Genomic DNA, 12,664 nt, shown 5'->3' with positions numbered 1-12,664 from the left:
GGCGAGCGCATCAAAAAACAATGAACGCATGCCTGATCACACACCCCACGCCGTTCCCGCCCTGGTTCTTCACGATGCGCCGCTCTCGGGCCATGCGCACCGCGTGCGCCTGTTCCTGTCGCTGCTGGGCCTGCCCTGGCGCAGCCAGGTGGTGGACCTGCGCGCCGGCGAGCAGCGACGCCCCGCCTTCCTGGCGCTCAACCGCTTCGGCCAGGTGCCGATGCTGCAGGACGGCGACGTGGTGCTGGCCGACTCCAACGCGATCCTCGTCTACCTGAACGCCCGCTACGCACCGCAGCCGGCCCGGTGGCTGCCCACCGACCCGATCGGCGCCGCGCAGGTGCAGCGCTGGCTGTCGCTGGCCGCGGGCCCGCTCGCCTCCGGCCCGGCCGCCGCCCGCATCGACATGCTGATGGGCCGCCCCCGGGACGAAGCCACCATCGCCCGGGCCCATGCGCTGCTCCAGACCATGGACGCGCACCTGGCCACGCAGGACTTCCTGGCTGCCACGCATCCGACGCTGGCCGACATCGCCCACTATGCCTATGTCGCCCATGCGCCCGAAGGCCATGTCGCGCTGGACGGCTACCCGCACCTGCAGGCCTGGCTGGCCCGCATCGAAGCCCTGCCCGGCTTCCTGCCCATGCCGCGTTCGGCCATCGGCCTGCGCGCCTGAGAAGGACCGACCATGAGCTTCCACACCGGCGAGATCGCCCTGCAACGCCAGGAGGGCGTGGACGCCCAACTGGGCGCGATGGGGCCGCGGGTCATCCGCGACCACCTGCCGCAGCAGCACCGCGACTTCTTCGCGCAGTTGCCTTTCGTGGTGGTGGGCAGCCTGGACGAGCGGCAGCGCCCCTGGGCCAGCCTGCTGACCGGCACGCCGGGCTTCATGCAATCGCCCGATGCGCACCGCCTGCGCATCGACGCCCTGCCCGAGGCCGGGGACCCGCTGGCGGCGGCGCTGCGGCCGGATGTGCCGTTGGGTCTGCTCGGCATCGAGCCGCACACGCGGCGGCGCAACCGCCTCAACGGCCAGGTGACGGCGCTGGATGCGCAGGGCTTCGACCTCGCCGTCGGGCAGAGCTTCGGCAACTGCCCGCGCTACATCCAGGCCCGTGAGGCCTTGCCCGGAACTGCAGCATCGAGTCCGTCTGCCCCCGAGGCCCTGACCGAACTGGACGATGACGCCCGCACGCTGATCGCGGCCACCGACACGCTGTTCATCGCCAGCGCCCATCCGCATGCCGCCGGCTCGGCCGAGGCGGCCGAGGGCGTGGACGTCTCGCACCGCGGGGGCCGGCCGGGCTTCGTGCGGGTCGGGGCGGACGGCAGCCTGGCCGTGCCGGACTTCGAGGGCAACCGTTTCTTCAACACCCTGGGCAACCTGCTGCTGCATCCATGGGCGGGGCTGCTGTTCGTGGACTTCGCGCGGGGCGACCTGCTGCAGCTGTCGGCGCGGGCGCAGGTGCTGACGGGCACGCCCGAGGCGCTGGGCTTCAAGGGCGTCACGCGCGTGCTGCGCCTGCAGGTCGACCGCGGCTGGCGCCGCCGCGGTGTGCTGCCGCTGCGGTGGAGCACCCCCCGGCCTTCACCGTACCTGGAAGGCACCGGCCACTGGGTCGCACCCGTGGCCTGAGCCGCCCGGCGTCTACTGGAACGCCACCTCCGCAAAGCTGCGCAGCTTGCGGCTGTGCAGCCGCGTGGTGCCTTCGGCGCGCAGGATGTCGATGGCCTTCATGCCGATGCGCAGGTGCTGCTCCACCCGCTCGCGGTAGAAGTGGTTGGCCATGCCGGGCAGCTTGATCTCGCCGTGCAGCGGCTTGTCGCTCACGCACAGCAGGGTGCCGTAGGGCACGCGGAAGCGGAAGCCGTTGGCCGCGATGGTGGCGCTTTCCATGTCCAGCGCGACCGCGCGGCTCTGGCTGAAGCGGCGCTGCGGCTCGTTGCCCGGCAGCAGCTCCCAGTTGCGGTTGTCGGTGGTGGCCACGGTGCCGGTGCGCATGATGGCCTTGAGCTCGGCGCCGCTGCAGCCGGTGACCTCGGCCACGGCCTGCTCCAGCGCGAGCTGGATCTCGGACAGCGCGGGAATGGGCACCCACAGCGGCAGTTCCTCGTCCAGCACGTGGTCCTCGCGCACATAGGCATGGGCCAGCACGTAGTCGCCCAGTTGCTGCGTGTTGCGCAGGCCGGCGCAGTGGCCCAGCATCATCCAGGCATGGGGGCGCAGCACGGCGATGTGGTCGGTGATGTTCTTGGCGTTGGCCGGCCCGACGCCGATGTTGACCATGGTGATGCCGCTGCGGTCGGCGCGCACCAGGTGGTAGGCCGGCATCTGCGGCAGCCGCCCGGGCGGCGTGCCCTGCAGCGCGTTGATGCGCTCGGCCAGGTCGCCCGACTGTTCCGCCGTCAGGCCGCGGCGGCGGGTGACCACGTTGCCCGGCTCGACGAAGGCGATGTACTCGCCCGCCTCGTCGTCCATGGCCTCGTGGCCCAGGCGCACGAACTCGTCGATGTAGAACTGGTAGTTGGTGAAGAGCACGAAGTTCTGGAACCACTCCGGCGCCGTGCCCGTGTAGTGGCGCAGGCGCTGCAGCGAATAGTCCACCCGCGCGGCGGTGAAGAGCGACAGCGGCTCGGCCTCGCCGGGCCGCGTCATGTGCGTGCCATTGGCGATGCCGTCGTCCATTGCGCCCAGGTCGGGCAGGTCGAACACGTCGCGCATCAGGGCGCGGCGCTCGGCGCTCAGGTTGCCCTCGATGTGCTCGTTCTCGGCAAAGGAGAAGTGGATCGGGATCGGCTCGCTGCCGGTGCCGATCTCCAGCTCGATCTGGTGGTTGGCCAGCAGCAGGCGGAACTGCTCGCGATAGTAGCGGGCGAACAGATCGGGCCGGCTCAGTGTGGTCTCGTAGCGGCCGGGGCCGGCCACGAAGCCGTAGCTCAGGCCCGAGGTGGCGGGCGTGGCGTAGCGGGTGTTGGTATGGGTGTGCACCCGCACGAAGGGGTAGCAGGCCCGCACCCGGCCGGGCAGCGTCTCGCCGGCCACGAAGCGCTGCATCGACTCGCGCAGGTGCGCCAGGCCCTCCTGGTAGATACGCTGCACCTGGGCCAGCGCCGCGTCGGGGTCGGTGAAGCGGGTGGGGGCGATGAATGGCGGCATGTAGGGCATGCGGGCATTTTGCAATGCACGTGCCAGCGCCTCGTGACGCTTCGGTGCCGACGCGGCCGTCAGCCGACCGTCGGTGTCCGCATCGTCACGAACTCCTCCGCGGCCGTCGGATGGATGCCGATGGTGTGGTCGAAGTCCGCCTTGGTGGCGCCGGCGCGCATGGCCACCGCGAAGCCCTGCACGATCTCGCCGGCATCGGCGCCCACCATGTGCAGGCCCACCACGCGGTCGCTCTTCGCATCGACCACCAGCTTCATGAAGCAGCGCTCGCCGCGGCCCGAGAGCGTGTGGCGCAGCGGCTTGAACTCGCTGTTGAAGATGCGCACCTCGCCGAACCGGCTGCGCGCCTCCATCTCGGTGTAGCCGCAGGTACCCACGCTGGGATGGGTGAAGACGGCCGTCGGGATGTACTCGTAGTCCATGGTGCGGCGGCCTTCGCCGAACAGGCGGTCCACCACCACCATGGCCTCGGCCAGCGCCACCGGCGTGAGCTGGATGCGCGTGGAGACGTCGCCGATGGCCAGCACCGAGGGCACACTGCTGCGGTACTCGGCATCGACCACCACGGCGCCGCGCTCGTCGAGCTTCACGCCAGCCTCCTCCAGGCCCATGCCGGCGGTGAGCGGCCGGCGGCCGGTGGCCACCAGCACCACGTCGGCCGCCACGCGCTGGCCGCGGGCCAGCGTGGCGACGACCTCGCCGTCCTTGCCCTGGGTGAAGGAGGCGGCCTCCTGATTCAGGCGCAGGTCGATGCCGGCACGGCCCATCTCGCGGGCCAGGAACTCGCGCACGTCGTGGTCGAAGCCGTTGAGGATGTGGGCGCCGCGGTGCAGCAGCGTCACCTCCGCGCCCAGGCCGCGGAAGATGGAGGCGAACTCGCAGCCGATGTAGCCGGCGCCGATCACCATCAGCCGGCGAGGAAAGGCGGGCAGGTCGAACATGGCGTCGGAGACATTCACCAGCGCCTTGCCCGGCACGTCGGGCAGGAAGGGCGCGCCGCCGGTGGCGATGAGCACGTGACGGGCGGTGTGCCGCTTGCCGTCCACCTTCACAGTATGGCCATCCACCAGCTGGGCCCAGCCGCGCAGCAGCGTGACCCGGGCGCCGTCGAGCAGGCCTGCATAAACGCCGTTGAGGCGGTGGATCTCCTTGGCGCGCGCGGCCTTGAGCCGCTCCCAATCGAAGCGCGGCGCGGCGTCCAGATGCCAGCCGTAGCCCGGCGCCTCCTCGAAGGCCTCGGCATAGCCGGCGGCATAGCTGTAGAGCTTCTTGGGGATGCAGCCCACGTTGACGCAGGTGCCCCCCAGTTCGGCGCATTCGGCCAGGGCCACCCTGGCGCCGCGCTGGCCGGCCATGCGGGCCGCGCGCACGCCGGCGCTGCCGCCGCCGATGACGAAGAGGTCGAAGTCGAAGCTGGGGGTGGACGGGGCCATGCGGCGCGTCTCCGTGGTGGGGGAGGCGCCACTGTAGCCAAGGCGGGGCTCAGGCGGCCCGATGCCGCGCTGCGTTCATCGAAAGGCTGCACCCCGGCTTCGACAGGCTCAGCCCGAACGGTCGTTTGTCAACCGACGGGCATTTCCGCACCTGCCCAGCCTACTGCTGCAGCGGCCCGCCGTACCAGATGGTTGGCGTGTCCTGCCGGCTCGTTGGCTGCTGCGGCGCGGCCGGCGGCGCATTGCCCCAGGGCGCGTAGCGGCTGTCCTCGTACACGATCACCGGGGGGCGGTGCGGGCGCCACTGGGGCTGCGACGGCACCACGGGCGGAGGCGGCTGCTGAGTGTTGAAGTCCGCCCCCTGCTGGATCGCGCGCATCGACGGCGTGCTGGCATTGCGCTGCTGCTGCGCCCGCTCGAACGGGCCGGGCTTGCGGGTGTCGGTGCCCTGGGCCGCAGCCAGGGTGGCGGCCCCGGCCATCAGGAGGGCCAGCAGCGCATGAGGAACGGATCTGCGGGGGCGAAGGATCATGGTTGGCTTTCAACGCGTGGAAAGGCCAGACCGTTGGCCGGAAAGGGCGGCAAGCGCGCGGCGCGCGGGCTTCGGGGAACAATAGCAGCCGATCTTTTTGCGGACCGCCGACCATGACCCAAGCCCCTGCCCCCCACGATGACAATCAGCCCCGCCCTGCCGAAGGCTATGCCGGCGACGTGACGCCCGAGCTGGCGGCGCGCTGGCTGGCCAGCGGCGAGGCCGTGATGGTGGACGTGCGCACCGACGCCGAGCGCGAATGGGTGGGCTTCGTCCCCGGCGCCGTGGCCGTGGCCTGGAAGCAATGGCCCGGCATGGCGATGAACGCCGGCTTCGACGACGCCCTGCGCGCGGCCGTGCCTCCGGGCGGCAAGGTGGTGCTGCTGTGCCGCAGCGGCGTGCGCTCGGTGGCGGCAGCCAGGCGGGCGACCGAGCTGGGCATCGAGGCCTACAACATCCTCGAGGGCTTCGAGGGCGATGCAGATGGCGACGCCCACCGCGGCAACAAGGGGGGCTGGCGCCTGCGCGGCCTGCCCTGGCGGCAGAACTGAGCTCAGGAGAACGCGACGAAGCGCTCGCGCACGTAGCGGCCCTGCTCCAGCACGTCCACGATGGCGGCGGCGAGGTCAGCGGCGGTGATGCCGGCCAGCTGGCCATCCTTCATCGGCACGGCGTCGCCACCGAACTGGTAGCGGCCCGTGCGCTCGCCCGGCGCCAGCATGGGCGCGGGCGAGACGAAGGTCCAGTCCAGCGCGGCCTCTTCCTTCTGCAGCCGCGTGAGTTCGTCGCGCGCGGCCTGCGCGCCGGGCACCACGTTGGCCGGCACGTGGTTCTTGAATTCGGGCGTGTCCACCAGTTGCACGCCCGGTGCCACGAACAGGCTTCCCGCGCCGCCCACGGCGACCAGGCGCTTCACGCCCGCCTGCCTCGTGCCTTCAGCGATGGCCTGGCTGCCGACCAGGAACTGGTTGTACAGGTCCGGGTGCTCCCAGCCCGGGTTGAAGGCGCTGACCACGGCGTCGGTGCCGGCCACGGCCTTCGCGACCTGCGCCGCGTCCAGCACATCGGCCTGGACGACCGTGAGACCCGCGCGGGCCGCCAGCTTGGACGGCGTACGCGCCAGGGCACGCACCTGATGGCCGCGGGCGAGCAGTTCTTCGAGCAGGGCGGCACCGACGAAGCCGGTGGCGCCGATCAGGGCGACGTTCATGGTTCTTTCCTTTCGTGGCGCGGGAGACGCACCGTTTGGATGACGATGCCCCGAAGCTTATTTACTTCACGATTCCGCCAGAAGTCTGAGAATCCAGACAATTTCATTTAGCCCAGCTTCACAATGGACGACCTCAAGCGGCTCGCGCTCTTTGCCGAGGTGGTGCGTCGCGGCTCCTTCAGCGCCGCGGCCCGTCGGCTGGGCGTGAGCACCTCGGCCGTCAGCCAGCAACTGCGCGCGCTGGAGCAGGCCCATGGTGTGACGCTGCTGCATCGCACCACCCGCAAGCTGTCGCTCACCGAGGCCGGCGCGCGCTTCGCCACGCACTGCCAGCGCATGGTCGAAGCGGCCGAGCTGGCCCGCGCCCAACTGGCGCTGGCGCGCGAGGCGCCGGAGGGCGAGCTGCGCGTGTCGGCGCCCGTCGGCTTCGCCCGGCACCTGGCGCCCGCGCTGGCGCCCCTGCTGGCCGCCCATGCCGCGCTGCAGCTGCGCCTGCAGGTGGACGATGCCCTGATCGACCTGGTGGATGCGCGCATCGACCTGGCTCTGCGTGCCGGCCGACTGCCCGACTCGGGCTGGGCGGCGCGGCGGCTGTGCGACTTCCAGAGCCTGATCTGCGCCGCGCCGGCCTACATCGCCGCCGCCGGCATGCCGCGCGCACCGGAGGACCTGGCCGCGCACCAGTGGGTGGGCGCGCCGCGCGACGGCCGTACGCTGGCGCTGTCGCTCGCGGGCCCGGGCGGCGCGCAGTCCGAGCAGACCGTGCCGGTGCGCGTGACCAGCAACAACCAGCTCAGCCTGCACCAGATGGCCGCCAGCGGCCTGGGGCTCACGCTGGCCGTGCGGGCCGATGTGGAAGAAGACCTCCAGACCGGCCGGCTGGTGCCCGTGCTGCCGCAGTGGCAGCCGCCCGCCCTGCCCGTCTGGGCCGTGACGCCGCAGCGCGACGGCCAGCCGGCCAAGGTGCGGCATGCCATCGAGGCCATCGCCGCGCACCTGCGTGCGCTGCCGGGCGTGCGCGATGCCGGTGCACCGGCGCCCCCGTCGACGCCGCTCAGCGCGGCATGACGATGTCGTCCAGCTCGCGGTAGTCGGGCAGCGTGGTGTCGATGGCGCGGCCGGCGCGGATCACGGCGCGGTCGAAGGGCGCGCGGGCCAGCAGCTCCGAATAGCTGCGCGCGCGCAGCACCGTCAGGTCGGCCGGGTTGCCCACGCGCAGCAGGCCAGAGCCGTCCAGGCCCATGATCTGCGCCGGCGTGGCGCTGGCGGCGCGGATCCAGTCTGCGAAGGGATGGTCCAGGTGCAGGATCTTCACCGCCTGGGTGTAGGTGTCCAGCATGTCGTGGTCGCCGTAGGCATGGAAGGGGTCGCGGCAGTTGTCGCCGGCCACGGCCACCGGCACGCCGGCCGCCTTGAGCTCGTGCATCACCGTCACGCCCCGCCAGCGCGGCGTGCGCACGGCCTCCAGACTTCGGTCCTGCAGGTACATGTTGACGGTGGGCAGGCTGACGATGGCAATGCCGGCTGCGCGGCAGGCCGCGATGGTCTCGGCGATGAACTCGTCGGTCTGCAGCGCCAGCGAGGTGCAGTGCCCGCACAGGATGCGGCCCTTGAAGCCCTGCGCCAGTGCCACCTTCGCGATGCGGATCAGCGAGCGGGCGCGCGGGTCGGTGGATTCGTCCACGTGCAGATCCACGTCCAGGCCGCGCTCGGTGGCCAGCGTCAGGAGGCGCCCGATGCCCTCGTCGATCTCGGGCGGCGTGGCCTCGGCCGGATGGCGCTGCGACTTGGTCACGCAACCCAGGTTGCCGCCGCTCTCGGCCACCACATTGGCCAGGTGCACGCCTTCGTCGCCCAGGAAGATGTCCACCGGCGCGATGGACGACACCTGCAGCGCGATGCGCCCGGCCCAGCGCTCGCGCATCTCGCGGAACACCGGGAAAGAGATGTCGGCCTGCGGCGCCAGCGAATCGAGGTGCGTGCGGATGGCCGACACGCCCTTGGCATAGGCCGTGCGCAGCGCGAAGTCCATGCGCCGGCGTACATCCTCGGCATGCCAGTTCTTCGTGCGGTCCTCCATCGTCGCGCGCGAGGCGCCCGCGCCGTCGCCGGTGGGATTGGCCTTGCGCGGCCAGATGTGGCCCTTGTCCAGATGCGTGTGCAGGTCGACGAAGCAGGGCAGCGCCAGCGAGTCGTCCAGGTGCGGCCCGCGCTCGGGCGCCAGGCTGCCGGCGGGCGCGATGGCGGCGATGCGGCCGGCCTCGATGGCGAGGTCCAGCGCCACCAGGTCGCCGTCGCCCGCGGGCGCGAGGCGGTCGGCCGCCGGATCGTCGATCAGGCAGCGCGGTGCGCGCACTTGGCGCAAGGCATAGGTGCCGCCCTCGGGCGGCTGGAAGAAGGCGTGGGTCATGGGCAGGAAAGAAGTCAGGCCGTGCGCTTTCCGCCGACGAACTGCATCGTGTAGGCAGACTTGACGTCCAGCCCGGGCGCCAGCGCACCCGCGGCGACCATCGCATCGTAGAAGCGTTGCCAGCGCGCCGCACTCATCGCGCCGATGCCCCCGGCGGCTTGTGCCTCGGGCGTCTCGACGATGCCGTACTGACGCATGGCGCCGATGGCATAGGCGATCACGTCATCGCCCATCTGCGGGTTGTGCTTCTTGATGAGGGCATTGCCCGGCGCGGGGTCGCCGTTCAGGTAGCTCTTCCAGCCCTTGGCCGTGGCATCGACGAAGCGCTGCACCAGCTCCGGCTGCTCCTTGACCATCTTGGGTGTGGCCATGGCCACGCTGGCGTAGTTGTCGAAGCCCTGGTCGGCCAGCAGGTGCACCACCGGCTCCACGCCGGACTTGCGGGCGTTGAAGGGCTCGCTCGTCAGGTAGCCCTGCACCGTCGACTGCTTGTCGACCAGCCAGGGCGCGAGGCTGAAGGCATAGGGCTTGAGCTGGTCGTCGGTGAGGCCGTACTTGGCCTTGAGCCACAGCCAGTAGGTCTGGCGGCCGGTGGTGGCGACGAACAGCGGCTTGCCCTTGAGGCCGGCCAGCGTGTCGCTGCCCGTGCCCGGGTGCGACATCAGCACCCGTGGGTCCTTCTGGAAGTAGGCGGCGATGGCCACGGCGGGCAGCTTGTCCTTGGCATAGGCGAAGGCGCGGAAGCCGTCGGCCTCCGCGAAGTCGGAGCTGCCGGCCATGAAGAGCTGCACCGTGTTGACCTGCGGGCCGCCGGGGCGGATCTCCACCTCCAGGCCGTGTTCCTTGTAGATGCCGGTGGCGGCCGCCTGGTACATGCCGCCATGCTCGGCCTGGGCCAGCCAGCCGGTCTGGAAGCTCACCTTGTTCAGGCCCTGCGCATTGGCGCGCGGCAGAAAGGCAGGCATGCCGGAGACGAGCGCCGCGCCGCCAAGGGCGGCGAGGGTCTTGCGGCGGGTGAGGGTGTGGGGAGCGTTCATGGCAGAGGTCCTCGGGCGGGGATGTTGGATGTGGAGGGGCGCGCGCATCAGGCGTCGGCGGATTCGGCGGCCTGCGCCCCGCGGAAGCGCCAGCCGGCGCTGGGCAGGTCACCGCCCTTGCTCTCGCGGGCCGCGGCCTCGTCGAAGCGCAGCTTGCCGGGGTTCATCAGCCCGTGCGGGTCCATGGCCTGCTTGAAGGCGCGGTCGTCGGCGTCGACGGACTTCATGCCGCCTTCCTTGACCAGGAAGGTGTGGTTGTTGGCCACCATGGCGCCGTCCTCGGCCATGCCGCGCATGACCTCGGCCAGGTGCGCGTCGCCTTCGTAGCGGAAGAAGGGCGAGCCCTGGAAGCTCAGCTTGCCGTCGAAGCGCTTGGCCTCGAAGTGCATGCCCAGCAGATGGCCGAAGCGGCGGTGGCTGCGGCGGATGGCGCCCACCAGGTCCGGGTCCAGGTACAGGCCCACGTTGCTCACCACCTCGGGATGGTCGCGATTCACATGCAGGCGGGTGTGGCCCCAGGCCAGCTCGTAGATGGGCACGCGGTACGGGCCCTGGCCCTCGGCCGCCAGGCTGGCAACATGGCCGCCGAACTCGGCCACCAGCGCCTCGAAGGCCTCCATGAAGGGCTCGGCCACCATGGCCAGCACCATGCCGTCGTTGTCCGCGCCACCCAGCTCCTTGAGCATGCGCATCATGCGCCAGATGGGCCCGCCCAGCACGCTCACCAGCTTCTTGACGATGCCATCGGAGGTGGCGAGCGCATGCGCGAACTCCACCGCCGTCATGAACTCCGGGAAGACCACCACCGCCTCGCGCCAGGCCCAGGCGGGCGCCAGCGGCATGTCGATGGCGGTGATGATGCCGTTGCTGCCATAGGCATGGTGCACGCGGTTGACCGCGTCGCCGCGCAACTGCACGGTGCGGGGCTCTTCCTCCACGCTCACCACCTCGAGGCCGAGGATGTTGCCGCGGTCGCGCAGGATGCCCCAGGCACAGCTGCCCACGCCGGCATGGCCGCCACCGACGAAGCCGCCCAGCGTGGCCACCCGCTTGGTGGAGGGATGGATGCGCAGCTCCCAGCCGCCGGGCCGCGTGGCCTCGTCGATGGCTGCCATGCGGGCGCCGGGCTCGGCCCGCACGCGGGCACCATCCACGGCCAGCACCCGGTCGAGCGCGGTCATGTCGACCATGGCGCCACCCGCCAGCGGAATGCCCTGGCCGAAGTTGCAGGTGCCTGCGCCGCGCATCACCAGCGGCATGCGGGTGCGCGCCGCGGCCGAGGCCACGCGCAGGACGTCTGCGCGGTCGCGCGGCTGCACCAGCACGTCGGCGACGTGGCGCAGCGCGTCGTCCTTCATCACGGGGCTGAAGTTGGCCGTCATGTCGCGGCTCTTGCGCCGGACGATGTCGGGATCGGAAATGGCGGGCACATCGCCCAGCGCAGCCAGGAAGGCGGCGGTGTCATGCATGCGTGGCTTCTCCACAAACAGTCGGTTGAGGTTGTGGCGCCGTCGCTGCGGGGCGGTTCAATTTGCCGGGTGCCATCTGCGTGCGCATGCACGGATCTGGCGCACGGACCCTGGGCTGGACACGTCGTCAGGTCAATTCGAGCAAAGAGCGTGCCACTGCGTGCATATGCACGCAACGCGCTTGCAGTCACGGACGCCGCGGCTACATTGGCGAGGCCGTGACGGGAGGCGCGGCCCCATGGAACTCGAAGACCACATCTTCTTTCTCTGCACCCAGGTGGTGTACCGGCGCGACCGCGCCCTGCAGGACGTGCTGCGCCCCCACGGCCTGCTCACCACCGAATGGCGCACGCTGGGCACCCTGCACAGTCGCGGGCCCATGGCCATGCAGGAGCTGGCACAGTGGACCGCCTATGAACGGACCCGGCTCACACGCATGTTGCACGGGCTGGAAGAGCGGGGCCTGGTGACCCGCGGCGGCGCAGACCATGACGGCCGCGCGGTGGTGGTGAGCATTTCTGCCAAAGGGCGCCGGCTGTATGCCCGGGCCGAGAAGGCGGTGAGCTCGCTCACGGACGACATCCTGTCGGCGTGCCCGCCGGCCGAGGTGGACCGGATGCGCACGGCGCTGCAGGCCATGCGCGAACGGCTGATCGAGATGCGGTACTGAGCGCCTGCTGCCCGTCGACCTGTCCGACACGGGTTGCGGTCCCCGGCCGATGGGGTGGTGACCGCATCCTCATAGGGTGAACCCTTCGTACTGCCCACCCACACACGAAAGGAACATCCATGCCCGACTCGCTGAAGGACCTCAAGGTCGCCATCCTCGTCGCCGACGGTTTCGAACAGGTCGAAATGACCGAGCCCCGCAAGGCGCTGGACCAGGCCGGCGCGAAGACGCAGATCGTCTCGCCCATGAAGGACCAGGTGCAAGGCTGGAACCACCATGACAAGGCCGACAAGTTCCCGGTCGATATGGCGCTGGATGGCGCCAAGGTCGACGACTTCGACGCCCTGCTGCTACCCGGCGGCGTGGTCAACCCGGACGCCCTGCGCCTGGAGCCGAAGGCCATCGCCCTCGTGAAGGCGTTTGCCGATGCGGGCAAGCCCATCGCCGCCATCTGCCACGGCCCGTGGACGCTGATCGACGCCGGTGCCGTCAGGGGCAAGCAGATGACGTCCTGGCCTTCCCTGAAGAACGACCTGTCCAACGCCGGTGCGCGCTGGGTGGACCAGGAGGCCGTGGTCGACGGCCAGTTGCTCACCAGCCGCAATCCCAAGGACATCCCGGCCTTCAACCGCGAAATGGTGAAGCTGTTCGCAGCGGCCGTGGCTAACGCCTGACGCTCCACCGAACCGCCCGGGTTCTGCCGCAAAAGGCCGCCTGACGAAACGCAGGCGGCC

General features: G+C 70.8%; 13 protein-coding genes. 6 read left to right on the top strand and 7 right to left on the bottom strand.

Annotated elements, in window-relative coordinates:
* Positions 1–28 precede the first annotated feature (28 nt).
* Both BXA03_RS11055 and BXA03_RS11050 read left to right on the top strand, forming a co-directional pair.
* Entirely contained in the window at positions 29–676 is a 648-nt protein-coding gene (locus tag BXA03_RS11055) for a glutathione S-transferase family protein (RefSeq protein ID WP_076507306.1), read from the top strand.
* A gap of 12 nt (positions 677–688) precedes the next feature.
* The gene (locus tag BXA03_RS11050; RefSeq protein ID WP_076507304.1) at positions 689–1,639 is read left to right on the top strand and encodes a pyridoxamine 5'-phosphate oxidase family protein; all 951 of its coding nucleotides are present in this window, start codon (positions 689–691) and stop codon (positions 1,637–1,639) included.
* Between the two features lie 12 nt (positions 1,640–1,651).
* Here the strand turns inward: BXA03_RS11050 and BXA03_RS11045 are convergent, their stop codons facing one another.
* The 3 genes from BXA03_RS11045 to BXA03_RS11035 form a co-directional block, all read right to left on the bottom strand.
* Complete coding sequence (locus BXA03_RS11045; protein WP_076507302.1) at positions 1,652–3,169, bottom strand: AMP nucleosidase; 1,518 nt, start codon at positions 3,167–3,169, stop codon at positions 1,652–1,654.
* Positions 3,170–3,228: 59 nt separating this feature from the next.
* Positions 3,229–4,602, bottom strand: a complete 1,374-nt coding sequence (gene gorA, locus BXA03_RS11040; RefSeq protein WP_076507300.1) for a glutathione-disulfide reductase — start codon at positions 4,600–4,602, stop codon at positions 3,229–3,231.
* Positions 4,603–4,762: 160 nt separating this feature from the next.
* A complete protein-coding gene (locus BXA03_RS11035; protein ID WP_143476282.1) occupies positions 4,763–5,134 on the bottom strand; it encodes a hypothetical protein in 372 nt (123 codons plus the stop codon).
* A 113-nt stretch (positions 5,135–5,247) separates the two neighbouring features.
* Here BXA03_RS11035 and BXA03_RS11030 point away from each other — a divergent pair, with 113 nt between their 5' ends.
* Positions 5,248–5,685 carry a rhodanese-like domain-containing protein gene (locus BXA03_RS11030; RefSeq protein ID WP_076507296.1) on the top strand — a complete coding sequence of 146 codons (438 nt, stop codon included), beginning with the start codon at positions 5,248–5,250 and terminating at the stop codon, positions 5,683–5,685.
* A 2-nt stretch (positions 5,686–5,687) separates the two neighbouring features.
* Here the strand turns inward: BXA03_RS11030 and BXA03_RS11025 are convergent, their stop codons facing one another.
* Positions 5,688–6,344 (bottom strand): NAD(P)-dependent oxidoreductase, encoded by a 657-nt coding sequence (locus tag BXA03_RS11025; RefSeq protein ID WP_076507294.1) that lies wholly within the window; start codon positions 6,342–6,344, stop codon positions 5,688–5,690.
* 123 nt (positions 6,345–6,467) lie between these two features.
* Between BXA03_RS11025 and BXA03_RS11020 the strand changes: the two genes are divergently transcribed.
* Complete coding sequence (locus BXA03_RS11020; RefSeq protein ID WP_076507292.1) at positions 6,468–7,412, top strand: LysR family transcriptional regulator; 945 nt, start codon at positions 6,468–6,470, stop codon at positions 7,410–7,412.
* Here the strand turns inward: BXA03_RS11020 and BXA03_RS11015 are convergent.
* From BXA03_RS11015 to BXA03_RS11005, 3 genes are read right to left on the bottom strand one after another with little or no spacing between them, the layout of a single operon-like run.
* Complete coding sequence (locus tag BXA03_RS11015; RefSeq protein ID WP_076507290.1) at positions 7,399–8,754, bottom strand: cytosine deaminase; 1,356 nt, start codon at positions 8,752–8,754, stop codon at positions 7,399–7,401. The genes BXA03_RS11020 and BXA03_RS11015 overlap by 14 nt on opposite strands.
* A 14-nt stretch (positions 8,755–8,768) precedes the next feature.
* Positions 8,769–9,791 carry an ABC transporter substrate-binding protein gene (locus BXA03_RS11010; RefSeq protein WP_076507288.1) on the bottom strand — a complete coding sequence of 341 codons (1,023 nt, stop codon included), beginning with the start codon at positions 9,789–9,791 and terminating at the stop codon, positions 8,769–8,771.
* A gap of 47 nt (positions 9,792–9,838) precedes the next feature.
* Positions 9,839–11,260, bottom strand: coding sequence for an FAD-binding oxidoreductase (locus BXA03_RS11005; protein WP_076507286.1), 1,422 nt, complete (start codon positions 11,258–11,260; stop codon positions 9,839–9,841).
* Between the two features lie 238 nt (positions 11,261–11,498).
* Here BXA03_RS11005 and BXA03_RS11000 point away from each other — a divergent pair, with 238 nt between their 5' ends.
* Positions 11,499–11,930 carry a MarR family winged helix-turn-helix transcriptional regulator gene (locus BXA03_RS11000; RefSeq protein WP_076507284.1) on the top strand — a complete coding sequence of 144 codons (432 nt, stop codon included), beginning with the start codon at positions 11,499–11,501 and terminating at the stop codon, positions 11,928–11,930.
* A gap of 119 nt (positions 11,931–12,049) precedes the next feature.
* Positions 12,050–12,604, top strand: a complete 555-nt coding sequence (locus tag BXA03_RS10995) for a type 1 glutamine amidotransferase domain-containing protein (RefSeq protein ID WP_076507282.1) — start codon at positions 12,050–12,052, stop codon at positions 12,602–12,604.
* The last annotated feature ends 60 nt before the right edge of the window (positions 12,605–12,664 follow it).

The sequence above is a fragment of the Pseudacidovorax sp. RU35E genome (assembly GCF_900156165.1).
GTDB lineage: Bacteria > Pseudomonadota > Gammaproteobacteria > Burkholderiales > Burkholderiaceae_C > Xenophilus.
The sequence above is the reverse complement of the archived record's forward strand: the minus strand, read 5'-3'. Positions and strand labels throughout refer to the sequence as shown.

Bases quoted from the DNA above. Each gene is read 5' to 3' on its own strand.
- BXA03_RS10995 (WP_076507282.1), top strand. From the start codon at position 12,050: ATGCCCGACTCGCTGAAGGACCTCAAGGTCGCCATCCTCGTCGCCGAC.
- BXA03_RS11015 (WP_076507290.1), bottom strand. From the start codon at position 8,754: ATGACCCACGCCTTCTTCCAGCCGCCCGAGGGCGGCACCTATGCCTTG.
- BXA03_RS11045 (WP_076507302.1), bottom strand. From the start codon at position 3,169: ATGCCCTACATGCCGCCATTCATCGCCCCCACCCGCTTCACCGACCCC.
- BXA03_RS11010 (WP_076507288.1), bottom strand. From the start codon at position 9,791: ATGAACGCTCCCCACACCCTCACCCGCCGCAAGACCCTCGCCGCCCTT.
- gorA (WP_076507300.1), bottom strand. From the start codon at position 4,602: ATGGCCCCGTCCACCCCCAGCTTCGACTTCGACCTCTTCGTCATCGGC.
- BXA03_RS11030 (WP_076507296.1), top strand. From the start codon at position 5,248: ATGACCCAAGCCCCTGCCCCCCACGATGACAATCAGCCCCGCCCTGCC.
- BXA03_RS11005 (WP_076507286.1), bottom strand. From the start codon at position 11,260: ATGCATGACACCGCCGCCTTCCTGGCTGCGCTGGGCGATGTGCCCGCC.
- BXA03_RS11035 (WP_143476282.1), bottom strand. From the start codon at position 5,134: ATGATCCTTCGCCCCCGCAGATCCGTTCCTCATGCGCTGCTGGCCCTC.
- BXA03_RS11055 (WP_076507306.1), top strand. From the start codon at position 29: ATGCCTGATCACACACCCCACGCCGTTCCCGCCCTGGTTCTTCACGAT.
- BXA03_RS11000 (WP_076507284.1), top strand. From the start codon at position 11,499: ATGGAACTCGAAGACCACATCTTCTTTCTCTGCACCCAGGTGGTGTAC.
- BXA03_RS11020 (WP_076507292.1), top strand. From the start codon at position 6,468: ATGGACGACCTCAAGCGGCTCGCGCTCTTTGCCGAGGTGGTGCGTCGC.
- BXA03_RS11025 (WP_076507294.1), bottom strand. From the start codon at position 6,344: ATGAACGTCGCCCTGATCGGCGCCACCGGCTTCGTCGGTGCCGCCCTG.
- BXA03_RS11050 (WP_076507304.1), top strand. From the start codon at position 689: ATGAGCTTCCACACCGGCGAGATCGCCCTGCAACGCCAGGAGGGCGTG.